This window comes from Flavobacterium palustre (assembly GCF_014639535.1).
Classification (GTDB): domain Bacteria; phylum Bacteroidota; class Bacteroidia; order Flavobacteriales; family Flavobacteriaceae; genus Flavobacterium; species Flavobacterium palustre.
The window spans coordinates 459,347-484,373 of record NZ_BMGA01000001.1; the positions used below are offsets into that span (position 1 = coordinate 459,347).

A 25,027-nucleotide genomic window follows, 5' to 3' on the forward strand; every position below is an offset into this window, starting at 1 on the left:
TATTTAAAATTATTAATTGGTTTTAGCGTTTAGCTTCTGATTTTTTGTTCCCATTTCCAGGCACTTTCCATCGCTTGTTCCAGCGTAGATTGTGTTTTCCACCCAAGCACTTCATTGGCTTTAGTAGTATCGGCATAAGCCAAAGTCACATCACCTTCTCTTCTGTCAACGATTTGATAAGCTAATTTTTGACCACTCACTTTTTCGAAAGCATGAATCACTTCTAAAACAGAACTTCCTACTCCTGTTCCCAAGTTAAAAGTTTCCACTTTGTCCTGATTCTTTTTGTTCAATAAGCGTTGCAAAGCCACAACATGGGCTTTTGCCAAATCAACCACATGGATGTAATCACGAATACAGGTTCCGTCCGGCGTTGGATAATCACTACCGTAAACCATTAATTCTTTACGTAATCCAATTCCGGTTTGCGTGATGAATGGCACTAAATTTTGTGGAACTCCTATTGGCAATTCACCAATTTCAACAGAAGGATGGGCTCCAATTGGGTTAAAATAACGCAATAAAATAGCGTTGATTCCGCTTACCTTAGCAACATCAGTGATGATTTCTTCTCCTATTTGTTTGGTATTTCCATAAGGAGACATCGCTGGTTGAACCGCCGAATTTTCGTTAATTGGCATTGTTTCGGCCTGACCATAAACCGTACAGGAAGAACTGAAGATAAAATTAGCTTCCTGTTTTTTCTCTAATTCCTGCAATATATATACTAAGGCATTAATGTTGTTTTCGTAATACAACAAAGGATTCCCCACACTTTCTCCAACTGCTTTAGAAGCCGCAAAATGAATTACTCCATTTACATCAGCATGCTTTTTGAAAAAATCCTGAACTGCCGCTTTTTCTCTTAAATCCAGTTTTTCAAAAAGTGGTTTTTTCCCTGTAATAGCTTCGATTCCTTTTAAAACATCTTCAGATGAATTGGATAAATTATCAATAACAACCACCTCAAAACCTTCATTTTGCAATTCGACTACAGTATGCGAACCTATGAAACCTAAACCTCCCGTAACTAGTATTTTCATAATTTGTTTTATTTAAATAACAGTCTAACTGTTTTGTTTATAATGTACCTCAGATAAGTTTCGCAACATTTCAGCACTTTTCTCCGGTGTAATATCTCTTTGAGATTCTCCCATCATTTCATAACCTACCATGAATTTTTTTACTGAAGCCGAACGCAACAATGGCGGATAAAAATGCATGTGGAATTGCCATTCCGGATGCTCTTCACCGTCTGTTGGTGCCTGGTGAATTCCTGACGAATAAGGAAAAGATGTTTCGAAAAGATTATCGTACTTTGTTGTTAGTTTTTTCAAAACTTCAGCAAAAGCAGCTACTTCATCCTCAGTAAAATCAGTGATTTTAGTGATATGACGTTTGCTGATAATCATAGTTTCATAAGGCCAGATTGCCCAGAAAGGAACAATAGCAGCAAAATGATCGTTCTCAACAACAACACGTTCTTTTACTTTTAATTCTTCATTTAAATAATCCTGTAAAAGATTGGTTCCGTTTTTTTCAAAATAAGCTTTTAAATTATCCTGTGTTTTTTGAACCTGTGTTGGCAACGAAGACTGAGCCCAGATTTGTCCGTGTGGATGCGGATTACTACATCCCATTACACTTCCTTTATTTTCAAAAATCTGTACGTGATTGATATAATCTACACTTCCTAAAGTAGTGTATTCTTTTTGCCAGGTGTGGATAATATTCACAATACCGTTTACATCCATTTCAGGTAAAGTCAAATCGTGTCTTGGTGAAAAACAAACCACTCTTGAAATTCCTCTTTCAGGTTGTGCTTTAAAGAAACTTCCTTCCGCATTTCCGTCAAAAGCAATCGCTTCCTGTTTTAAAGCCGCAAAGTCATTTTCGAAAACAAAACTACTTTCGTAAGGCGGATTTACTTCGCCATTAGCGCGAACATTTCCGGCACATAAATAACATTCCGGATCATATTCTGGTAATGCTACCGTATTTATAGCTTCTTTTTGTCCTTGCCAAGGTCTTTTAGCTCTGTGTGGTGAAACTAAAACCCATTCGTTTATTAAAGGGTTATATCTTCTATGCGGATCTTCATTAATATCAAACTGTCTCATAGTCATTATTTAGTGTATAGTGATGTTCCGTTACTTACTTTAACGTCGTAAATTTTCAATTCGATTCCGAAAGCTTCGGTATATAATTTTGAGAATTTATCTTTAATTTCCTGTTCGTGTCCTTTTTTAACTAAGTTGATGGTACAACCTCCGAAACCACCTCCCATTAATCGGGAACCGATAACTGCAGCTTCTTCTTTAGCTAAATCAACTAATAAATCCAGCTCTTCGCAGCTTACTTCATAGTCTTTAGACAAACCATCGTGTGTGGCAAACATTAACTCTCCCAACAATTCAATTTTTCCGTTATCCAAAGCCTCACAAGCCTGAATCACGCGGTTGATTTCTTTTACCACAAAAAGAGAACGTCTGAAAACGTCATGACTCATTTTGTCTTTTAGATCGATTATGGTTTGCTCCGTACAATCTCTGAAACTTTTTATCTCAGGGAAATTTGCTTTTACAATAGCAATTCCTTCTTCACATTGCTGTCTTCTTTCGTTATAAGCCGAAGTCATTAGCGAATGTTTTACATTCGAATCAAATAAAATCAACGAATAATCAGCAAAGTTAGCATCGTGATAAGTATAATCTAAAGTGCGGCAATCAATCTTGATCACTTTGTTTTCCTGCCCCATCACACTGGAGAACTGATCCATAATTCCGCATTTGATTCCTACCCAATGCTCGGCTTTTTGACCTAACAAAGCGATGTCGATAGGTTTTATATTCAAATTGAACAAATCGTTCATCCCGAATAAGAAACCACATTCTAAGGCTGCCGAAGAAGACAAACCGGAACCAACAGGAATATTACTGCTGAAAACACAGTTTACACCTTCAAATTGAAATCCGTTTATTTTTAACTGATTAATAATTCCTCTGATGTAGTTAGTCCATTCGTTTGTATCTAAACTTACCTCAGCCGTAACATCAATTTCAAACTCATCGTTAAGGTCTAAAGCTACTACTCTGGAAGTATTGCTATTGTTTTTTGCAAAAGCAAAACAAATAATCTTATCGATAGCCGCAGGCAAAACATAACCGTCATTATAATCAATATGTTCTCCAATAATATTAATCCTTCCCGGAGAAAGAACTATTTTATCCGGCTCATTACCAAAGATTTCTTTAAAAGAAGCCGCCGTTTTGTTAATTAAAATATCATTCATTAGTTAAAAAATTGGTATAGTGTTACTGTTATTTTGATAAAAACTCTTTACAGAGCTTCGAATTTATAAGTAGTTTTTTGGGTGTAAACATCGCCTTTTTTCAAAACAGCATTTGGAAAGTTAGCGTGATTTGGCGCGTCAGGGAAGTTTTGCGTTTCAAAGCAAATTCCGCTTAAAGCATGATAACTTGCATTTTCTTTTCCTTTTAAATCAGGACCGCAATTTCCGCCCACATAAATATGCACTCCCGGCTGATCGGTATAAACATCCATTTTTAAATTGGTCTTTGGACTAAACAGCGTCGCTTTCACTTCGTCATTATTCTCAACCACAAAAGTGTTGTCGATGTTTTTAGGGCATTTTTTAGCTGTTCTGTAATCGAAAACCGTATTAGCCACTTCCAGAATAGTTCCTGTTGGAATACAATCTTCTCTTGTTTCTACTACTTTTTGCGCATGCACAATTAAATCCTGTCCGGCAACATCCGATTGATGTCCGTCCAAATTAAAATAACTATGATGTGTTAAATTGATAACCGTATCTTCGGTAGTAGTTGCTTTGTATTCCAAAATCAATTCGTTTTCTTCAGATAAAGTATAAGTCAAACTTACTGAAAGTTCGCCCGGATAATTTTCTTCATTAGCCGCACTAACATAACTCAATGTGATTGATGGATTTTCGCCAGTAGTAACTGATTCTACTATCCAGTTTTTTTGACTAAAGTTGTCAATTCCTCCGTGTAAAGAATTAACACCATTGTTGATTGCTAATTGGTACGTTTTCCCGTTTAGTTCAAATTTTCCTTCACTAATTCTACCCGCATATCGTCCAACAGTAGCTCCCAAATAAGGTTTACCTTCTAATTGAAAAGACTTTTCATATCCCTCAATAGTATCAAATCCTAAAACCACATCCACTAATTCATTATTCTTAGTTGGAATTTTCAATGAAGTTACTGTAGCTCCAAAAGGAATTACACTTAATTTTGCTCCGTTTTTATTAGTTAACTCATAAAAATTCGCAACAGCAGATTCTAAATTGGAATTATTTTCAGATGCAGACATAGAATAATGGTTTATTTTTTTGTTTATTTGGTTACGAAAAGCAAAAATAGAAATAAAGCGCATTAAACTATACCACTACCTACCAGTTTTTAAAATTAGCCACTAGATATAAAAAAGCACAAATAAAATCTAGTATTCTTCCGAATTTAAAAGACTTTATTTGTGCTTTTTCTTTTATAAACCGTTAACTTCTATTGAATCGTTTTTAATTTTAAAGTTGATTTTTCTAAACTTGGCGAAGTAACTTCAAAGTTAATAACTCCAGCTTTTTTAGTACTTTTAATAATTACCATTGCGCGTCCGTTCCAGGCTTTACGAGTGTTAGCAACATATAAATCAGTATCCTTTAAGCTGGCATTATCTACACCAACAATAGTTCCAGCACCTGAAATATTGAATGTAAGTTGGTTTGTAGCATTTGGATCTAAAACTCCGTTTTCGTCTAAAAGTTCGACAACTACATACGACAAATCCTGACCATCAGCAGTAATTTCTTTTCTATCGGCAGTTAATTTAATTTTTGCTGCTTTTTTAGCTGTTTTTAAAATTGTTGTTTCTACTTCCTTATCATTTTCTACGCCAACAGCTTTCAATTCGCCTGCTGCATAAGGGATTGTAAAAGTCGCTTTAAACTCTTGTTGCTGGCTAGTTTCTTTTTCGCCAATAACTTTTCCGTTTAGATACAACCTTACTTTTGGATATTTCGAATACACCTCAACTTCAATATTTTTCCCTTCATGACCGGGCCAGGTCCAGCTTTCCCAAGTAGGCCATACTGCCCAGGAAGTCAATTTAATTGCTCCACTTTCCGGATTAGGTTCGCGAACAGCCATATATAATTTCTCAGTATTATTATACAGCATACTTCGATAATGCGAAATAGGTTTTCTCCAACCTGTTAAATCCACATCACCACAATAAGCGCCATGCCAGGGATATAAATTTCCTTCCCAATGTTCTCCTGCTGGTTCTCCCGGATACACATAACGACCAATACCTGATTCGCCCAAATAATCCATTGCTGTCCACACAAAATCACCTATGATATAATTGTGTTTTTGAACCAGATTCCAATTTGCAAAAGCATCTTTTGGATAAGATTCTGTTTGTACAATAATGCGCGACGGCACTCTGGCATGATCGGATTCGGCACGATGCAATTGATAATTATAACCCGCTACATCATGAGCTGACATTAACGGATCAAAAATTTCCCAATCTTTAGTCCAGGTAGTCATTGCCGATGTTACCGGACGAGTTGGATCAATAGCACGAACTGCATTAGCCAACATCTTTGCCGTTTCAACTGCTTCCGGTTTGGCTCGTTCGATAATCTCATTCCCTATACTCCACATAATGATAGACGGATGATTTCTGTCACGCAAAACCATCGATGCTACATCATGTTTCCACCATTTATCAAAAAGAGTCGAATAATCATAAGGTGTTTTTGACTCTTTCCATCCATCAAAAGCTTCATCAATAACCATTAAACCCAAACGGTCACAGGTATCCAAAAAAGCTTCCGAAGGTAAATTATGTGAAGTTCTCACCGCATTAAAACCTGCTTTTTTCAGCAATTCTACTTTTCTCACTTCGGCACGATCATAAGCCGCAGCACCCAAAGCGCCATTATCATGATGCACACAACCTCCATTGAGCAATGTCTTTTTACCGTTTAATACAAATCCTTTTTCGGCAGAAAATTCAATTGTTCTAATTCCGAAATTTTTAGTAACAACATCAATTGGTTCATCGCCAGCTTTTATTTCTCCAACTTTTATAATTTTTATTTCTGCCTTATAAAGATCTGGTGTTTCGGGCGACCACAATAATGGTTTATCAACGGTTAGCTGTTGCTCGATTTCCTTTTCTTCATTGGCTTTAAGTTCTACGGTAACTTCTTTACTTGCTGCATTATTTCCTTTAGCATCTTTTACATCAATCAAAAGAGCCACTTTTTGAGAAGAAGCAGTTTCATTTTTCACATTAGTTTTAACCTCAACTAAAGCTTTTTCATTAGTCACTTTTGGAGTAGTAATAGCAACTCCCCATGTTGTTATGTGAATTGGATTTCGAACCTTTAACCAAACATGGCGATAAATCCCGGAACCGCTATACCATCTGCTGTTTTTTTGTTGCGAATTATCCACTTTAACCGCAATGGTATTTTGTTGTCCAAATTTTAAGTAAGGTGTCAAATCATATTCGAAAGAAGTGTAACCATAAGGCTGCATTCCTACTGATTTTCCATTAACAAAAACAGTAGCATTCATGTAAACTCCTTCGAAATAAATGGCTGTTTTTTGGTTTTTCCATTCGGCAGGAACCGAAAATACTTTTCTGTACCAGGCTGTTCCCATTGGATAAAAACCACCATCGCCACCACTTGGATTGTTTTTTTCTGATTTTCCTTCAATACTCCAATCGTGAGGTAAGTCTAATTTTCTCCAATTGCCATCGTCAAAATTCACCGAACTATTCTCAGGTGAATCTCCTAAAGCGAATTTCCAATCATTATCAAAATTTTGTTTTCTCTCAAAATCAGACTTTTCGTTGGTTTGAGCTGAAACACAATTCACCACAAACAAACTCAACAAAGACAATAAAAATACCTTCTTAATCATTCTTTTTACTTTAAATAATTTATTTTTTTATATCGGTTTCAAACCAATATTCTCCAGATTCAATTTTAAAAACAGCTTTATTATTTTTTATATTCACAAACTGTATTCCGTTCTTTTTTCCATTTATTTTCACATCGCTTTCTTTTATGGCTGGCAAATAAAGCTTTGCAGTTGTATTTGCAGGCACAACAAAATGAAAATTATACTTACCGTTTTTTCTTTCCCAGCTGCTTTCAATACGTCCATACATGGAGTCATAATAACCATTAGCAAATGTCATTTGTGTGGTAGTATCGGGTTCCGGTTGTAATACAAAATGTTTAAATCCCGGCGAATTATCATCTCTCACAATCCCCAGAGAATAATTATACATCCATGCTCCCACTGCTCCAAAAGCATAATGATTAAACGAATTCATTCGATTATTTCCTCCAAATCCATCTTTATGCGTATAGGAATTTAATCGTTCCCAAATAGTCGTCGCCCCTTGGCTTACGGGATACAACCATGACGGATAAGAAGTTTGTTGCAACAACTGATAAGCTACATTAGAATACCCATTATCCGAAAGCGCTTTATTGATCCACGCCGTACCAATAAATCCGGTCATTAAAGAATATGGTGGACAAACAACGCCTTGATCTGTTTTGTTTTCTCTTTTTATGGAAGCTACAAACTGTTTAATCGCTAAATCTGCATTCTCTTTATTCAAAATATTAAAAGCAAAAGGCAACACATAAGACGTTTGTGTATCTATCATCTTACCTCTGAAAGAAGTTTTTCCAGTTGCTTTATCAATGTAGGTTTTATTGAAAAAATCTTTTCGTTCTTTATAATATTTAGAAAAATATTCCCAATCTTCCTTCTTATCTAATATTGCAGCAACCTTAGATAAAATCTCTAAATCATAAATAAGATAAGCTTCCCAAAATAGTGTTTTTTCATTTTTAGAATCTTCTAAACTCAACCAATCTCCTAAAGAGCCCCAGGTCTTTCTTTCTTTTTCTTTGAAAACACCGGTTTCCTTATCAATATCGGCTAGAAGATAATTGACGTAACTCTTCATAGCCTGATAATGCTCTTCTAATAAACTCACATCCCCGTATTGCAGGTAATTTTCCCAGGCAACAGTAATTCCGGCACTTCCCCACATGGTTTCTCCAAATCCAACACCTATAGGAGCCACATCCGGAAAACGTCCGTCTTCTCTTTGAATATCCCTCATAGCCAGCATGTGTCTTTTCAGGAATTGCTTCACATCGGATAAATGAACAGCAGTTCTGGAAAAAACCGAAATATCGCCACTCCATCCCAGGCGTTCGTTACGCTGAGGACAATCGGTAGGTATCGATAAAAAATTACCACGCATTGACCAGGTAATATTCTCCCATAATTTATTGACCAAAGGATTTGATGTTTGATACTGAGACGACAATTGCTGTATCGAACTTAATACTGTTCCTTTTACATCGGTTAATGGCAATGCTTTATCTATTCCTGTGATTTCTATATAACGGTATCCGTGAAATGTAAATCGGGGAGTTATGGTTTCCGTTCCTCCTTTGGCTACATAAGTATCCTGCGACATGGCAGCCCTAACATTTTCAAGCATGAGCATCTGCTCATTTCCTTTGTATTCAGGCAAATCAGGATACAGAACTTCGGCATAACGCAATGTGATTGTTTTTCCTTTTTCTATATTTTCCAATGTGATTTTTGGAACACCAACCATATTTTGTCCCATGTCATAAACAAATACTCCCGGACGAACTTCGGTAACCGATTGAGCTGTTAATTCTTTTATTGGTTTAACAGTTGTACCAAATTGCCCTATTAATTGGGCATCATTAAAATTGTTAAAGTTGGGCAAATTCGCCGTTCCTTCTGAACTTACAAATCCTTCGGTTCCTATAGCTACAGCCTGATGCCAAGCTAATGCATTGTATTTTTCGGTGCTCCAATTTTCGATTGCTTTTTCTTTTGTAGCATCATATATTTCGCCTTGAAAAAAACTACCATATTGTACTGGTCCATCATTAAAATACTGCCATGTTTCAGGATTACTTGTGATAATTTTTTCACTGCCATCAGTATAAGTAACTACCAGTTTAGCCAGTATCGATTGACGATCTCCAAAAAAATTCCAGTTATCTCCAACAAATGTGCTTCCACCGCTCCACCAGCCTTCAGCCAGAATTGCTCCTAAAACATTATTTCCCTCCTGAACGTTTGCGGTCACATCAAAAGTTTGGTACAAATGGGTTTTGTTGTATTGTGTCAATCCCGGATTAAAATAGTCGTCTCCAATTTTTTTACCGTTTAAATAAACATCATAAATACCGCGTGCTGTGACATACAATCGGGCTTTATTTATTTTAGGCGAATCAATTCCAAATACGGTACGCAGCATAGGCATGGAATTCTGACTTGGATTAGCCAGAACAAAAGCTCCATTATTTCCTCCCGTTACTGAATAAGAATTATTCTCAATTGTTACTTCTTGGAACGATGAAAACAAACCTTGATTAGTAGTAATAGTATCCGAAAAAATTATATTAGAAGGACTTCTAAAATTTTTAATTTCAATTTTTGAAAATGCGGCTTTTTGTCCTTTGGGAACTGAAAAACCAATATCACCCACAACCGGAAAAGCAATAAAATCACCACCGGAACCTAATGGATTTAAATTGATATTAGCCACCAAATTCTCTTTTGAATTTCCATCGATATAAATCTTAGTAGCTCCTAGGCATATTTGAATGCTTATAGAATGAGCATTATAGCTGTTTTCTTTATTGATAATGGTATTTGAAATTGAAAAACTTTTAAGAGGAATATCTTTTTTATCATTTGGATGATAGCCCACCCTATAAATATTCAACTTGGCATTTCCATTTGATTTTAAAGCAACAATATCCAATTCAACCTGAATATAGCTGTCTCCTTTTTTATTCTCCAGCTTATAAAAATTTTTATTTCGATCCATTAAACGCTGATCATTAGCTCCAAAAATTAAAGAGGCGCGACTAGATTGCGTTTTTTTATCAAGTTGGATGGTATTATTAATTATAAAAACAGGAAGGTATTGGGAATATAAAACCATATCATTAGCATTTCCGCCAATCCACTTAGCCCCTGACCAGGCGGTTGTTTCTTTATCTGAATCCGAATTCGTTACCATTTTTGGATTCAGCAAACCCGTTTCAAACCATGATTTTGAAGTATGCTTTTTCCCTTTTTGATCCCAAACATAAACGGTCCAATTGTAAAGTGATGTAGCTTTTAACTTTTCTCCATTGTATTTGATATTAATAGAAGTTCCACTTATCACTTTAGTTGTATTCCAAACCTCATTTCCTAAATTATTAGTTACAATAATTTGATATGCCTTTTGAGAATACCCTCTATCTTGGTTAGCTGCTTTCATTTGCCAACTAAAAACAGGCTGAATAACATCTAGTCCAATAGGAGTTACCGCATTTTCTACCTTAAGATTAGTAATTTGGATATCAGCTCCAAAAACATGAGTAGGCAGAGCAAAGATGAGTAAGAAAATTAATTTAAATATTTTCATTAAATATACAATTAGAAGACTGGTTATTAAAAAGCATGAAATTCAAAGCTATGTATTAAATCCAATTTTCAATACCGGTTCCTACCAGTTTTTAAAACATAGCTACTAGATAAAACAGAAGGCATAATAATTGTTATATGTATAATTCTGGAATGTATACAAGTTAACACCAATACTTTCATGTTATTTAATTCTTCTTAATAACTCTTCATAATCTGATTCGGAAATGCGACTCGGAAAACGAGGGTCGTAAACAAACTTGAAATAACTTTTTTGCTTATTGCTAATCTTTAAATTTAATTTTTTATCGAGTAAAGATTCTTTTGAGAAATTTAGCCCTAACATTTTAAAAACTGAAACAACAACACTTAGATTATGCACTAACATTGCTTCTGAATAAGTCATAATTTCTTTATTTGGATTACAATAATCAACAAATATTCCTCCTGTTATTTTGTACGGAAAAGTCATGTTTTTACTTGTATAATAATTTGACACAACTCTAATTCTTCCTTTATATTCTTCTGCTTCATTATAATTTATAACAATAGGAGGTATCTTATTAAACGCTGTGGTTTTTTCTGCATATTCTAATTGAAAATAGGGTGAAAAACTACTTAACTCTACTGCAAAAGCTTTACAAAAATCTAACTGATCTTTCGTTGAATCTCCATAAATTTTTAAGAAATTTTTTCTAGCAAATTTTGTAAAAACTCCCTTTTCTTTACTTTTATCGCTAAAGATTATTTTTTTCAAACTATAGAGATCACTATTATCTAAACCATATTCATCTGCCAAATTGTAAAGTTTATTAGTATCCAAAGAGGAGTATAGTTCATTAAAAAACATTTTTTCAAAATCTTTTCTGTTAATTTTATAGCCTTTAAATACATTTTTATCGTACAAAAATTCTATCGTCTTTTTATCAATATCAGATAAATCCGCCACATTATTATTACCTTCAAAAAAGAGGCTTTCATAATAAGTATAACTATCTCCAATTATCCCCAAAGCTTGAGTTATTTCTTCTAAAATTACTTTTTTTCTCATTAAATAAGAAGACTCATCAGTATCAAGAGAATCAATTTTCGGGTCGTTTCGAATACCTATTATTCCAGATGTAAGATGCCGAGTATTATTTTTTATATGACCCACACCTAAGAGTTTAGGTTCAAGTTTAAATTTTAGAGAATCTTGTAAGGTTTTAAGATTTCCAAAAAATATTTTTAAGTTACTTTTCTTGGAATCTGTAACAAGATGTATTGAAATAGGTATATTAAGAGCATTTATTTTAGCAAGGGCTTGTTTTACAAATAAAGAATCATTTTTCAATAAATTACCTTGTAAAGAAACCTTAATATCATCTTTCCATTTATAAGCATTATTTAAAACATCTGTATTTGTGTCTTCATGAAAAGCCGTTTCATAAAAATAGTTAATAACCTCCAATCCATATTGATCTAGGATTTTTTGCTTGCTAGACTGATCAAAGCTACACGAGGTACAACAATAAACTAATATGAGTCTGCAAAAGATATTTATTGTATTTTGAATTTTCATTACAAGTATTTTTTGATAATCATCCTTGATAAACTATAAAACTACTAGATAAAAAATAAAGCATAAATAAAATCCAATATTCTTTCGAATTTCAGAGACTCTATTTATGCTTCGATGCTTAATAAGTTAAATAACTTAGAGATATAAATCGATAAATATTTTTTTTATATTGTATGGGTTAGTGTTTTTTTATTAAACCTCAAAGTCATCCACAATTAATGCTTTTGAGTCCCAGGTTGTATAAATTTCACACCACTGACGCTTGTTGGCACAGCCAAAGGTAAACGAATCCATTTTTCATTTAGCCAAATTTTACCTTCAAGATTATAACTCCAAGCCACCGTCATTGTATTTTCATCTATCAAGCTGTATTTGATAGGTGAATCTTTTCCACTTAGACGAGGGTGTAGTACATTCTGTATGATGTGCTCCACTAAAGTACTGTCTGATTCTATTTCATAAGATCCATATTGTACAATTATTGTTTCATAAGGCAAAGTTGCAAAGGTGTAATAGGTGCCATCAGCATTAATTACTTTGTAGTCTCCTGTTACTATTTTTATAGATTCACCATTAACAAGTTTTCTTTCGTCTATTCGCCGCCAAATTCCAACAATTGATTTTGAAACAGGAATATGTTTTTGTTCTGTCTGCGCCGATAATGTTGCAGAAAAAACAAGAATTAACAATGCAAGAATGTGCTTCATAATAAGTTTTTTTGGTTCCTAAAAATTATAATTACAAAATCTTTATTTAAGATTAATTACTAGGCAAACCATCCGTTTTCATTCCTTGTAAAATTAACGCATTCATCATATACAGAAAATCACTTCCATCATCCTCATGCGCTCCATTGACACCGTAAGGCCAAAAGTGCATTCCGTCTCCTTTTACAACCGCAGCCGGATTATTTGTCATCATTTGTAAAATTTCGTTAGCACGTTTTCCCTGCCAGGTAGTTTTCATTAATTCAGTGTATTTTGAATGTTGCCCCACTCCCACTGCATGTGCCATTTCGTGCATTGCTGTACCGGCTTTTTGGTAAGACGAATTAGCTCCCATATTAATCCATCCTGAAAAATTCGCATCGGCAGTAGGTGTTCCCGGCGAATAATTCACAGTAACATGTTTTACAATGGATGTGAAATTATTGTAATAGGTTGTTGCCAAATCAAATGCTGCTTTTATTCTGGTTACAGTAGCAGCATCAGCTCCGTTTTGATTAAAAGAATAGGTAAAATTCCCTTTTTTAATAGTACTGATTACAAACTCTTCACCATATAAAACCTTTGAAGGTGTAGCCGCATAAGGTCTGACATAATACAAAGTCTCCGGTGTTAAACTAGAAATACGCTGTTTAAACTTACTCTCCACCGTACTTCTGGCTATTTTATTATTTGCAACAGTGGGCTCTTTCACGGTATTATACACCAATCCTATTTCCTGAATAATTAAATCACCTTGTTCTTTTAATTCTACATCAAAAAACAAATCATGTGCTCCGGCAACTTTTATGGTGCCTAAAACCAATAATGGAGAAGCTGCATCTTTAGTTTTAAAACTTATCTGATTGCCATAAGCAACTCCTTTCTTATTCACCACATAAGCCCGGGCATAATAAAGTGTGCCTCCTTCCAGATTAGCAAGTTCTGCTTTAAACTCACCTGATCCTTTAGTAACACTTGCTATTTTTTTTGTTCCTTCATAAACAGGATTCGCAGTGGTTCCATAACATACACCTCTTTCAAAAACGCTAGTTCCTCCATTATCCTGAAGCACACCCCATACTACAGCTTGTTTAGCAGCAATTTCTTCGGCTTCATTTGTTTTTAAAGTGGCCAACTCTCCCAAATTATCCGGTTCTTCTGTCTCAACAATTTCAGAAGAACTTCCTGAAGAACAGGAACAAATAACAAATAATAACAACAGAAATAAATCAATACTTTTTTTCATATTTTTTTGTTTTATTAATTTTCTAAAAAACATCTAAATTCCAAGTTCCTAACCAATTTAAAACTGGTTTTTCCTTATCAAATTTTATAGGAAGCCAAATATAGCTTCCATCAATTGGGTTATCCGGTTTCCATCGGTCGGCCATAAATATGAATTGGTCTATTTTCCCTTGTACTGGTAAAATATAAGTACTCTGTGAATAAAATGTAAGTTCCGCATCTCTTCCAACACATGGATTCCCTAACGATTCCCATGGTCCCCAAATAGATTTTGACCTAAAAGAACGGGCTTCATTAGGATCCCAACCCGTACATCCGGAAGTAATCATATAATAAATTCCATTCTTTTTAAAAATTGCCGGTGCTTCGTTATGACCTGCGGGCGCAACCCTTGTCCATTTTTCTGTAAAATCTAAATAATCATCGGTAAGTTCTGATATATGAAGTGTCAAATTATCTTCTGATGAATGTATCAAATAAGCTTTATCATTATCATCCACAAAAACAGTCATGTCTCTGGACATTTGCCCTTTGTCAAAATCCCTACGAACCAGCATTCCGTTTTTGATTGCCTCTAACCATTCAGGAGTCCAGGATTTTAATCTATTCTCACCAATTGATGCTGATTTGAATTTATCATCAAAATCCATTGGCCAAACCCCTTTATTTGGACGAAAAGATTTTTTATACACAAAAGGTCCTTTAGGCGAATCGCTTACAGCAACGGCTGCTCTGGCAGCATTATAACCTTGATTTTTTAGTTCCAAATGAAACCACATGATGTATTTGCCTGTCTTTTTATTAAAAACTACTTTGGGACGTTCTATAATACAACCTTTGGTTATTTCAGAATTAAGGTCATTTTCAACTTTTAGAACAATTCCTTCATTTTCCCAATTGTATAAATCTTTTGATGAATAACAACTAATACCTTGTAAAGAAGTATTTCCACTACGGCCCGAAGTCTTGTATTCTCCATACCAATAATAAGTTCCATTATCATAAATAACTCCTCCTCCATGTGCATTGATATGCACTCCGTCAGTGTCTTTCCATTGCTTTCCTGGAATAAAAGAATTACTTTGACTGAAAACGAAAGAAGTTGTTAAACTTAAAACCATCACAAAAAAAGACAAAACCTTCATCTTAATATATTTAATTACTTTTTTACCAGATAGTAATCCATTTATACAAGCTGCAAATAAGCAGCCTGTATCTTTTTAAACAGCATTATTATTCTTTAGGCGTTGCTGCCACATATATATTTTTTCCCTGAAAATATTGAGGAGTGGTTCTTACTACCGAATTATCATTAGTAGTTCCGCTTGCTCCCTCCATTTGCATATTCATAATTAACCAAAATGGTTTGCCCACAAAGTCCTTAGTAGCTGTTGTTTTAAGTGAACCATCTATGTACATTTTAACCACCACATCAGTACTTGAAACTTTTTCCATTGTCAACTTATAATTGTGCCAAGTTGTTGCAGCATCAGGTATTGCAGTAAGAACTGAAGTCCAAACTGTTTGATTCCAAGCCGGTCCGGTAACCGTGTTTTGTAAAGTGCTTGAAGTTCCTTTAAACTCTAAAATATCAACTTCCGGAGGCCAACTCCAGGCTCCGGTTATCCAGAAAGCGGGCCAGGAACTTGGTGTTATTGGTGCTTTAAAATCGCCGCTAATTTCCCAATAGGGTAACTCAGAAGTTACTTTAATTTGGTCTTTTGCATGAATTGCGCCTGAGTGAAACGTAATTCTTAGCTTAGGCTCTGCAGTACTGTATCCTTCCCAAGCCCAATTAGTCCATTCTGACTTTATTTGAAGAATTCCTCCTGTTTGTAATGTTACATTTTCGGCAAACATACGTGCCGAACCATTGTGATCTGAACCCCAAGGATAAAGCATATTCCATTCTGCATCAAATTTTTCTTTACTATCAAAACAGGATGAATCTAAATACACAATTGGTTTAGGAATTCTGATGGTCGTAAACGTTTTTACTTCTCCATAAGCCGTTCCGGCATTTGAGGTTGCAAAAGCTCTGATATAAAAAATTTGTCCATCTTTGAGGTTAGATAATTCTGCCGAAAATTCACCGGAACCTTTAACCGTTGTTGCATTTAATGACTCTCCATTTTCCAGTGTTGGATTATCTGTAGTATTCCAACAAACACCTCTTCTTATAATGGATGCACTTCCATTATCTATTAATTTTGCATCAACTGATGCACTTGTTTTTGTAACATTCTTAACCTCGATTGTTTGCACCTGAGGCAACACATTTTCTATAACCGGATTGCTATCAGAATCCCCCGTATCCGAACCGTTAACACTGCCGCTTGAACAGCTTAAGGTTAAAATGGCAATGACAACTAAACAAAAAAACTCGATATTTTTATTTTTACTCATATCATATTTTTTAAAAAACAATAATTGCTTTTATGTTTCTTTAAAACATTAAAACTCATATTCGTTTTTTTTACAAATCATTTTACAAAATTGTCCCGAGAGACATTGAACAATTAAATCAGATTTTACTTTGACACCTATAGTTGAATCTCAAAAATGATTGCTACACTCATTCAACAAACCACATTTTACCATAACCATAAATTAGAAATCAGAATAAATTTCTCTTTTCTTTTAGAGCATAGTTATCTATTAAGCCTATTTTCACAGACAATTATTATTTATGTTCTCAAACGTTTTTGGTTAAAAAAAGAGTAAATTAATTATATAGAAGTAAACCATAAAAAGGCAGCATAATAACTTACTTATTATGCTGCTCACTTTTTTACTGTTTAACTAATTTCAAAGAATTAATTTTCAAATGCCTACCTGTTGACCCTGTCATCACCGCCGAGGTAGTCACCACTCCAACAGAAACCTCAGTATCTACTGCTAATGTAAAACTTAAAGTTTTTATAAGTGGAGCTACGTTTTTTACTCTTTCCCACTTTAAAGTACTAGCTGAAGTTTCAACTAAAGTAACATCGGGCAAGGTGTTTCCAGTTGCTACTACAAAATACCCTCTGTCATTTGCATCGGCAGCATAACTTGTACCATTTATATTTACCGTATAATTATAAGTTCCCGCTGGCAATGTCATAGTTTGATAAATTTTGCCATTGTTAATTGCAGGTTGTCCCCAGCCACTCTCAAAACTAAAATACAAGGCATCTAATCCTCCATAATTAACACCTGCTGTAATATGACTTTTTGCAGCAGCATTAACAGTCCATTCTGTAGGAGTTCCCCATCTTGCTCCATCATAAGCCAGTCTGGCAAAAGGATAATAAAAATTATTCAAATACTGAATCTCATTTCCGGTAACAGTTGTAGTAACTGATTCAAAAGTATCTATACTAGTTGCATTAGGCCTAAACAATGTTTTATAGGTAAATGAAGTACCCATTTTAAAATCAGTTAGATCTAATCTTGACTGCGCAATAGGAAGCTGTACTGTAGCACTTACATTACTAGTAGTTGTATAAGTCACTTCAACCGCATAAGCACCCGTAGATAAATCCATTGAAGCAAAATTTATGGTTGTTAATTTTGGAGAGAAATACTTAGTTGCTATTGGTCTGTTATATAAAGACGTTTGATAACGATCTCCATAAACCGCACCAATTTTATACACAGGAATTGATACGTTTCCTAATTTATCAAAAGTACGCACTTCAAAATTATGTACATTTTCTACTAAATCGTCGATGATAATATCTAACTCATCAACTCCTTGAGTTCTGGTAATTGGTACTACAACAGAATCGGCTCTATTGTCCCAATAAATTCTACATTCCGTTATTTTTGGATCTGAAATAAAAAGTCCTTTCACCTGAACTCTGTTTCTACCTGAATAGATGTGAAGAGAATCTATTTTTCCCGTATAGGATATTTCGCCGTCCTTAATAAAATCCTTATAACCTTCATCCATCGATGTACAAGAGCTAATTACTACTGCCACAAGCAGAAAAGCAAAAGCATGTACAAAATATTTTTTCATTGTATTCATAATAATACTTTTTTATTGTTAAACATCATTAATTAGGATTACCATATACCTGAATTTCTCCAATTGCCATAGTTCCAATACCTGCCCAGTTTTTTAGCGATTTGATTCTCAAGTAACGAACTTTAGGAGCTGCTACATCAAATTCCCAACTAAATCCTGCACGGGCAGTTTCATAATCTTCATTAGATTGCTGTCCATATGGTAATCCTGAAGGTTTAACAGCATTATAAGTTCCTAATTTCACCCAGGTATCATCTAAACTTCCATCAGGATTAGGACTCGCTGACCCATAAATTTCAAACTCTTTTAGATTCCCAATATAATAATAAGATCTCCCTAAATAATATTCCGGATAATCCCAAATAACAATACGGCTCATTTTAGCCAATACTCCTGTATCAATAGTTACTACGTGTTGTCCCGGTTCGGCTCCATTTGTCAGGAAAACTTTTGGCCAGTCCATTATATTCCCATCCCACATACCCGCAGGAACTGCACTGGTATGAGTTTTAGTATCTCCTGGTAATGGAAAATGTTTGTATGCAGATTTAGGAAGAGATAATTCTAAAATAGGTGTAATTGTTGTAAACAGTGTATCGGTTGTATTCAACCATCTGTCTCTAACTGTAATAGCATAATTATGCTCTGTCACACTATATCCTCTAAGAGTTTTAGAAACTAAATCGGTAGAAGTATAAATACTTTTTGTATCCACAACCCAATCCCCAAGATTATTTTTTTCCATAACTAAAATAGAAAGATCCTCACGATTAGGATTAGCAGCTTCTATACGAAGACCTCCAAAAGCAGCCTTAATATCAAGACTTCTAAACACATCCCAAATAGACGATTCTAACGGATGAATTTTTACCACAACCGGAGCAGATTCAGCCTCACTTCTATTCACACTATACAATTTAACATCATATTCCCCTTCATTAGCGAAACCTTCCACCTCAAGAGAGTTTTTATAGTAAGACGATTTTACTTCCATCGTTTTACCACTTGCAAGTGTATATTCTGCTTTTACATATAATAAATCCTGATCTGAAGGCAAAGTGTAGGTAATTTTTGCCTTACCCGGTAAATTCTCTACGATTATATTTTGAACCTGCGCTGGAGGTGTTGTATTATTCTCCAATGGCTCCAGATTATTTTGATCACAACTAATAACTAATGAAGCTATTGCAACTGTGAAAACACTTCTAAATACTATTTTCAATTTCATATCTAATTTTTTTTTAAAATTACCATCCTAAATTTTGAACTAAATTTGGATTTTGAATCATTGCACTCTCCGGTATTGGCCAAAAATAATCTCTTGGAGCCACGAATGTTTGTTGATATACCGTTCTAACCTGATAATATGATAGCGCATCAACTCCTTTAACATTCCACCCTGTAATAGGTGTATTTAAAACTTCAGCCGCTTTTTTCCATCTGCGTAAATCCCAAAAACGGTGTCCTTCAAAAGCCAATTCGATTAATCTTTCTTGTTGAATAATATCACGAAGACCTGATTGTGTACTTGGTTTTGATGGATTATTAGAATAATCTGTCCATGACTGAACCACTCCTGCTAATCCTGCTCTTGTTCTAATACGATCTAAATACTCATAAACTACTTCTGATGGTCCTTCAGATTCATTTAAAGCTTCTGCATACATCAAGTACAATTCGGCTAAACGAATTTCAGGCCAGGCATAAGCCTTGTAAACTGAACCTCCTGTAGTACCGGTCACCTGATTCCAATCGACTAATTTTTTCACAAAATAACCTGTCTCATTGGTATGAAACGCATGAGTTGCACCTGCCGGATCTCCAAATTTACCTTTTAATCCCCAAACTGTTCCGTCATCTGTTTTAGAAGGACTATCATATTTATACCAAACTCCTCCGTCGAAACACAAATCAGCATAAAAACGAGGTTCTCTGTCAAAATTGATTCTTGCTGTTTGAAAACCTGCTTTTATATTAAATCGTTCATCATTAGTAGCTGTTCGCAATTCTTTCTCGTCAGTAAAATCAAGTGTTTTATCTTCATTAATAGGCACTCCATTTTTAGAATAAAACATTCTGGCAATTTTAAGTGGTGGAGACAAAATTTTTCTGGCATCATTATGATTGTGATTTACATCTAAAGGAGCCATACATAGTTGTTGCAATTCAGATGTTTGACTGTTAGGATTTCCCCAAATAATTTCAGAATTCCATCTTTCGCATACCGCCTGACGAATACTCATTTGCGTCATCGTTCCTGCTGTAAGCGTAAATGGTGATTGAGGAAAAACATACAAACTTTTTGCATTTGCTTCTGCCGATTCAATAGCTGCCAATGCTGCATCAGAAGCTAACTTCCATTTATTTTGATCATAAGTAGGATTAAACAATTTTGTCCCATCTTTATTGGTCAAAGCTGCAAAATCATTATTTCCGTTAAACAATGGACTTGCTGCCATCAATAATACCTTTGCTTTTACACTTAAAGCAATAGTCTTTGTTATTCTGCCTGCTTCAGTTGTAGAGATAATTTCGTTATCATTTGGCAATTTTTCCGTAGCTGCATCTAATAGATTTGTAATAAAAGTTACACACTCATCTACCGGTTGTCTTTTTACGTTTATTTCATTTTCAGGAGCATCAATATCTATGTTCTTATCAGCCAATGGTATTGGCCCATACATTCTTAACAAATAAAAATGATAATAGGCTTTCAAAAACTCTACTTCTCCTATCCAACGCTGTCTTTCGGCAAAATTAATATCCGGTACTTTAGTAAGATCATTCAAATTTTCTAAAAAAATATTACAATGACGTATTCCAATATACATTTTATACCTATCACTTGGTCCACCTCCTGTATAATTTCCATCCCATACATTTACAAATGGATTTGAAATTCTTTGACTTCCTCTTGCTATCTCAAACGAGTCACTATAAATAGAGGTTTGATACGGAATCCACATTTCGTCTCCTGCAAGAAATCCTGTGTTATGATATATGCTTCCGTCTTTAGGAAGATAGGAATAACAGGTATATAAATATTTTTCGGCTTCATTTCTCAATTTAAAAGCGTTTTCAATAGTAGCAACGTTATCCGGTACCACATCTAAAAAATCACTCGAACAGGATTCCAGAGCTAACAACGCCATAAAAGAAGTTGCAATTGGTAAAATAGACTTTCTTAATCTATTGGTTATTTTATTATTATGTTTCATAATTTTTCGTTTTTATTAATGCTTTTACTTTATAACACTCTCTTATAAATCAAGCAATATCCCAAAATTGTATGTTGATTGAACAGGATAACCCAGACCATTTCCACCCATCTCAGGATCCCATAATTTAAATTGACTAAATACCACTGGATTTGTTGTATTGGCATATACTCTTAAACCTGAGATATGGAATTTATCCACAATTTTATCAGGTAAATTATATCCTAACTCAACACTTTTAAGTCTTAAGAACGCACCGTTTCTCATCCACCAAGTTGATGATTGATTATTATTATCAATAAAATTATTACTTAATCGAGGCCAAAAAGCATATACATCTCTATTATCCTCAGACCAATGGTCATCAGCCACTACTTTTAACAATCCGTTTTGAGCCCCTCCATTAGTAACAAAAGGAGAAATATTTCTCGGGTTAATAAAAAATGAAGAACGAGCAGAACCTTGAAAAAACAAACTAAAGTCAAAGTCTTTATATCCCAATGTACCCCCAAAACCATAAATAATTTCCGGCGAAGTTGGATATCCAATAGGCACCTGATCTAAAGAAGTAATTACTCCATCACCATTAACATCTCTATATTTAATATCTCCTCCGCCATAAGTACCAAATTGTCTTGGTGAATTGGCAGCTTCCTGATCATCAACAAATAGTCTTTCGGCAATGTATCCATAACTTTGTGCAATTGAATTTCCTTTTCTATACAAATAATCCAATTCCGGCGGATAATAATTCTCATCGTATTTCAATATTTTACTTGTAGAATAAGTTAAGTTTCCTCTGAAGTTAACAAACCAATTATCTCCAAAATGCTCATTATAATTGATAGACATGTCCATACCTTGACTTTCAGCCTGACCAAAATTAGTTGAAGGAGTTACCGCAAGTCCTAAAGTAGATCCTATATTAGAACGAGTTTGAAGAATATTAGAACGGGTTTGTTTAAAAGCATCAACAACAATATTAATCGAATTAAATAATTTTAAATCCATACCAATATTAATTTGCTTGGAACGCTCCCAACTAATTTTCTCATTAGCATATCTGGAAATAGAAACTCCCGGACGATAATAACCATTCAAATCCCCAAAACTAGCCCCATAATTTGCATCATTCAAATTTACATTAGACAAGTAAAAAAATCGGTCTGCTGAATTTCCAATTTGGTCATTCCCTACCCATCCGTAACTGGCTCTAAACTTTAAACTGCTTACAACATCAAGTAAAGGCTCAAAAAACTTTTCATTTGAGATTGAATAACCTACAGCAAAAGAAGGAAAGAATCCAAATCTGTTGTTTTGAGCAAATCGTTCTGATCCATTGTAACCAAAATTAATCTCAGCTAAATATCTGGAATCATAAGCATAGGTAAAACGACCCGAAAGCCCAAAGTTTCTACTTGGTAATGAAGACTGAAGATTTCCGGCATTACCTGATTCATTAGTTTGCATAATATTAATTAACATTCCGGAGACATCATGTTTTTCTGCAAAAACTCTATTATAATTAACTGCTGTTTCTAAATATAAAGTTGAAGTAAGATTTTTAGCTCCCTCACTATAATTCAAATATTCAGTACCGGGAGTACCAATAGAACCTTCTGTTCCACTGTTCAAAAGTGTTAAACTGATTTCTTCTGTATCAGGATTAACCATTGCACTATAAAAGAAAGGATTGTATTGTCTGGATACCCTGTAATATGAATATCTTCTTACATAACCCATTGCTCTTGCTCTTAAACCAGGAGTAAAAGCTTTAAGATCCTGTTTCAACTCAATTTGAGTTTGAATTGTTGAAGCTTTATAAACTTCATATCCTTTAACCATTTCGGCATAAGGATTTGTCAACAAAGTGGTACTTCCGTTACCCGTAACAGCTCCTCCAAATAATGGATGTTCTATATAAGGAAGCAATTCATTTGGATAAGTTGCCGGAAAAGCCACGGGATTAGACCAAACTGCTTTATTGAATATGTTTCCTCCACCAGACACCCAATTTCCATTAGCATCATTCCCTCCTAGTGGTCCTGTATAATCATCAAACTGTCCATACAATCTAACGATAGCCTCAGTAGAAGGAGTTAATTTCATATTAACATTGGATCTGAAAGAGTAATTCCTTAATTTAATATTACTGTTAAAATTATTCAAATTATCTACTTTCAATACTCCATTGTCTATATTATAGGTACTTGCCACATAATATTGTGCCTTATCACTACCTCCACTAACGCTTAAATTATAACCTTGATTAAAAGTATAATCTTTTATTAATTGGTCAATCCAATTATTATTAGGGTATAGAATAGGATCTGCTCCAGCTGCTGTTCGGTCTATTTTTGTTTGAGAATAAGGTAAAACTCCTATTGGATTTCTAGTCAATACAGCTTCATTAGCTAATTGCATATAAGTAATATTGTCTGCAAATTTAAAATTCTTAGTATTACCTGAGATTTTATTCTCTTGTCTAAATTTCACTTTAAGTTTTCCATCCTTACCTGATTTAGTAGTAATCAATACTACTCCATTAGCTCCACGGGCACCATAAATAGAAGCTGCTGAAGCATCTTTTAAAACTGAAAAAGACTCAATATCATCAGGCTGTACACGTGCCATATCTGTAGCAGTTGATTCAATACCATCAATTAATATTAATGGATTTACTTTACCTGACCCAAAAGACCCCAGTCCTCGAATAAAGAAATCAGAATTATCAGATCCAGGTTCTCCACTTCTTTGATAAGCAATCATACCAGATACTCTTCCCGCCATCATTGTTGTCAAGTTACTCGAAGGGCCTTTGATTTCTCCAACAGGAATAGTTGTAATAGCACTAACTACACTTTCTTTCTTTTGAGTTCCAAATCCCACTACAACAACTTCTTCTAAGCCTTCTGAACTTGGTTTCAATTGCACTTTAAAATCAGTACGATTTCCTATTTGTAATTCAATTGTTTGATAGCCTATAGAACTCACAACTAACACCTTTGAATTAGCATCTATCTTCAAAGTAAATTTTCCGTCAAAATCGGTTATAGTTCCTATTTTAGTGTCCCTTATCGAAACCGTTGCACCCGGTAGAGGCATTCCGTTTTCGTCATTAATCTGCCCACTTATACTTTTTTGCTGTTGTACTTTCAGAAGTCCTTTTTCACTTGCATAATTGATCGTGTACGCCTGCGCCTGTGACAAAGAAGCGAGTACACAAAACAATGTAAGTTTCTTTCTCAAATCAAATCCAAATGCACAATCAGGAACCTTTTTCATCCTAATAAATTTTGTCATGTTTGCTTGTAATTTTTTGGTTAATTAATAGTTTGTTAGTTCGTGACTTTTATAATATAAATGAAAAACACCCAAAGAACTATTTTATACATTCTTTATGATTAATCCAAATTATATTAACATTTAATTCACATTACAAATCTAGCAGAACACTAATTGTTTAAGGGGGGGAATTATAATAATAAAAAAGGGGTAAATTAGTATTTACCAATAAAAACAGCTTATTTTTATAGGTATAGCAAAAATTTATATAAAAAACAACATATTAATCATTCTAAAAAAACAACAAAACGAATTTCACTCTTTAATACAAATAAAAAAGCCAGCCTCAATTTAACTAGGGCTGACCTTAAATTTTTAAACCAATAAAAGACCTTATTTACCCTTAAAGATAAAGACACCTGAGCAGGTATATAAATGAA

The 25,027-nt window shown here is 34.4% G+C and carries 15 protein-coding genes; all 15 read right to left on the reverse strand.

The window, feature by feature from the left end; genetic code table 11:
* Positions 1-29: 29 nt before the first annotated feature.
* The gene (galE, locus tag IEV84_RS01970) at positions 30-1,043 is read right to left on the reverse strand and encodes a UDP-glucose 4-epimerase GalE (RefSeq protein ID WP_188491896.1); all 1,014 of its coding nucleotides are present in this window, start codon (positions 1,041-1,043) and stop codon (positions 30-32) included.
* Between the two features lie 24 nt (positions 1,044-1,067).
* Entirely contained in the window at positions 1,068-2,120 is a 1,053-nt protein-coding gene (locus tag IEV84_RS01975) for a UDP-glucose--hexose-1-phosphate uridylyltransferase (RefSeq protein WP_188491898.1), read from the reverse strand.
* A gap of 5 nt (positions 2,121-2,125) precedes the next feature.
* Positions 2,126-3,292 carry a galactokinase gene (gene galK / locus IEV84_RS01980; RefSeq protein ID WP_188491900.1) on the reverse strand — a complete coding sequence of 389 codons (1,167 nt, stop codon included), beginning with the start codon at positions 3,290-3,292 and terminating at the stop codon, positions 2,126-2,128.
* 47 nt (positions 3,293-3,339) lie between these two features.
* On the reverse strand, positions 3,340-4,356 hold the full coding sequence (locus tag IEV84_RS01985) for an aldose epimerase family protein (protein ID WP_188491902.1): 1,017 nt from the start codon (positions 4,354-4,356) through the stop codon (positions 3,340-3,342).
* A gap of 191 nt (positions 4,357-4,547) precedes the next feature.
* Positions 4,548-6,983 (reverse strand): glycoside hydrolase family 2 TIM barrel-domain containing protein, encoded by a 2,436-nt coding sequence (locus tag IEV84_RS01990; protein ID WP_188491904.1) that lies wholly within the window; start codon positions 6,981-6,983, stop codon positions 4,548-4,550.
* A gap of 19 nt (positions 6,984-7,002) precedes the next feature.
* Positions 7,003-10,557 carry a family 78 glycoside hydrolase catalytic domain gene (locus IEV84_RS01995; RefSeq protein WP_188491906.1) on the reverse strand — a complete coding sequence of 1,185 codons (3,555 nt, stop codon included), beginning with the start codon at positions 10,555-10,557 and terminating at the stop codon, positions 7,003-7,005.
* A 183-nt stretch (positions 10,558-10,740) separates the two neighbouring features.
* Positions 10,741-12,117, reverse strand: coding sequence for a DUF2927 domain-containing protein (locus IEV84_RS02000; protein ID WP_188491908.1), 1,377 nt, complete (start codon positions 12,115-12,117; stop codon positions 10,741-10,743).
* 215 nt (positions 12,118-12,332) lie between these two features.
* Positions 12,333-12,824: a DUF4488 domain-containing protein gene (locus tag IEV84_RS02005; RefSeq protein ID WP_188491910.1), complete on the reverse strand. Its 492-nt coding sequence runs from the start codon at positions 12,822-12,824 to the stop codon at positions 12,333-12,335.
* A gap of 52 nt (positions 12,825-12,876) precedes the next feature.
* The gene (locus tag IEV84_RS02010; protein WP_188491912.1) at positions 12,877-14,070 is read right to left on the reverse strand and encodes a hypothetical protein; all 1,194 of its coding nucleotides are present in this window, start codon (positions 14,068-14,070) and stop codon (positions 12,877-12,879) included.
* A gap of 22 nt (positions 14,071-14,092) precedes the next feature.
* The gene (locus tag IEV84_RS02015; RefSeq protein WP_188491913.1) at positions 14,093-15,214 is read right to left on the reverse strand and encodes a glycoside hydrolase family 43 protein; all 1,122 of its coding nucleotides are present in this window, start codon (positions 15,212-15,214) and stop codon (positions 14,093-14,095) included.
* Between the two features lie 88 nt (positions 15,215-15,302).
* Positions 15,303-16,475: a glycoside hydrolase family 16 protein gene (locus IEV84_RS02020; RefSeq protein ID WP_188491915.1), complete on the reverse strand. Its 1,173-nt coding sequence runs from the start codon at positions 16,473-16,475 to the stop codon at positions 15,303-15,305.
* A gap of 385 nt (positions 16,476-16,860) precedes the next feature.
* Positions 16,861-18,084: a DUF4998 domain-containing protein gene (locus IEV84_RS02025; protein WP_188491917.1), complete on the reverse strand. Its 1,224-nt coding sequence runs from the start codon at positions 18,082-18,084 to the stop codon at positions 16,861-16,863.
* A 28-nt stretch (positions 18,085-18,112) separates the two neighbouring features.
* The gene (locus IEV84_RS02030; RefSeq protein WP_188491919.1) at positions 18,113-19,312 is read right to left on the reverse strand and encodes a DUF5000 domain-containing lipoprotein; all 1,200 of its coding nucleotides are present in this window, start codon (positions 19,310-19,312) and stop codon (positions 18,113-18,115) included.
* Positions 19,313-19,331: 19 nt separating this feature from the next.
* Positions 19,332-21,302: a RagB/SusD family nutrient uptake outer membrane protein gene (locus IEV84_RS02035; RefSeq protein WP_229732572.1), complete on the reverse strand. Its 1,971-nt coding sequence runs from the start codon at positions 21,300-21,302 to the stop codon at positions 19,332-19,334.
* A gap of 42 nt (positions 21,303-21,344) precedes the next feature.
* The gene (locus tag IEV84_RS02040; RefSeq protein WP_188491921.1) at positions 21,345-24,587 is read right to left on the reverse strand and encodes a SusC/RagA family TonB-linked outer membrane protein; all 3,243 of its coding nucleotides are present in this window, start codon (positions 24,585-24,587) and stop codon (positions 21,345-21,347) included.
* Positions 24,588-25,027: the final 440 nt, after the last annotated feature.

Bases quoted from the DNA above. Each gene is read 5' to 3' on its own strand.
- IEV84_RS02010 (WP_188491912.1), bottom strand. From the start codon at position 14,070: ATGAAAAAAAGTATTGATTTATTTCTGTTGTTATTATTTGTTATTTGT.
- IEV84_RS01975 (WP_188491898.1), bottom strand. From the start codon at position 2,120: ATGAGACAGTTTGATATTAATGAAGATCCGCATAGAAGATATAACCCT.
- IEV84_RS02025 (WP_188491917.1), bottom strand. From the start codon at position 18,084: ATGAATACAATGAAAAAATATTTTGTACATGCTTTTGCTTTTCTGCTT.
- IEV84_RS02000 (WP_188491908.1), bottom strand. From the start codon at position 12,117: ATGAAAATTCAAAATACAATAAATATCTTTTGCAGACTCATATTAGTT.
- IEV84_RS02005 (WP_188491910.1), bottom strand. From the start codon at position 12,824: ATGAAGCACATTCTTGCATTGTTAATTCTTGTTTTTTCTGCAACATTA.
- IEV84_RS02020 (WP_188491915.1), bottom strand. From the start codon at position 16,475: ATGAGTAAAAATAAAAATATCGAGTTTTTTTGTTTAGTTGTCATTGCC.
- IEV84_RS02040 (WP_188491921.1), bottom strand. From the start codon at position 24,587: ATGAAAAAGGTTCCTGATTGTGCATTTGGATTTGATTTGAGAAAGAAA.
- IEV84_RS01985 (WP_188491902.1), bottom strand. From the start codon at position 4,356: ATGTCTGCATCTGAAAATAATTCCAATTTAGAATCTGCTGTTGCGAAT.
- IEV84_RS02035 (WP_229732572.1), bottom strand. From the start codon at position 21,302: ATGAAACATAATAATAAAATAACCAATAGATTAAGAAAGTCTATTTTA.
- IEV84_RS01995 (WP_188491906.1), bottom strand. From the start codon at position 10,557: ATGAAAATATTTAAATTAATTTTCTTACTCATCTTTGCTCTGCCTACT.
- IEV84_RS02030 (WP_188491919.1), bottom strand. From the start codon at position 19,312: ATGAAATTGAAAATAGTATTTAGAAGTGTTTTCACAGTTGCAATAGCT.
- galE (WP_188491896.1), bottom strand. From the start codon at position 1,043: ATGAAAATACTAGTTACGGGAGGTTTAGGTTTCATAGGTTCGCATACT.
- IEV84_RS02015 (WP_188491913.1), bottom strand. From the start codon at position 15,214: ATGAAGGTTTTGTCTTTTTTTGTGATGGTTTTAAGTTTAACAACTTCT.
- galK (WP_188491900.1), bottom strand. From the start codon at position 3,292: ATGAATGATATTTTAATTAACAAAACGGCGGCTTCTTTTAAAGAAATC.
- IEV84_RS01990 (WP_188491904.1), bottom strand. From the start codon at position 6,983: ATGATTAAGAAGGTATTTTTATTGTCTTTGTTGAGTTTGTTTGTGGTG.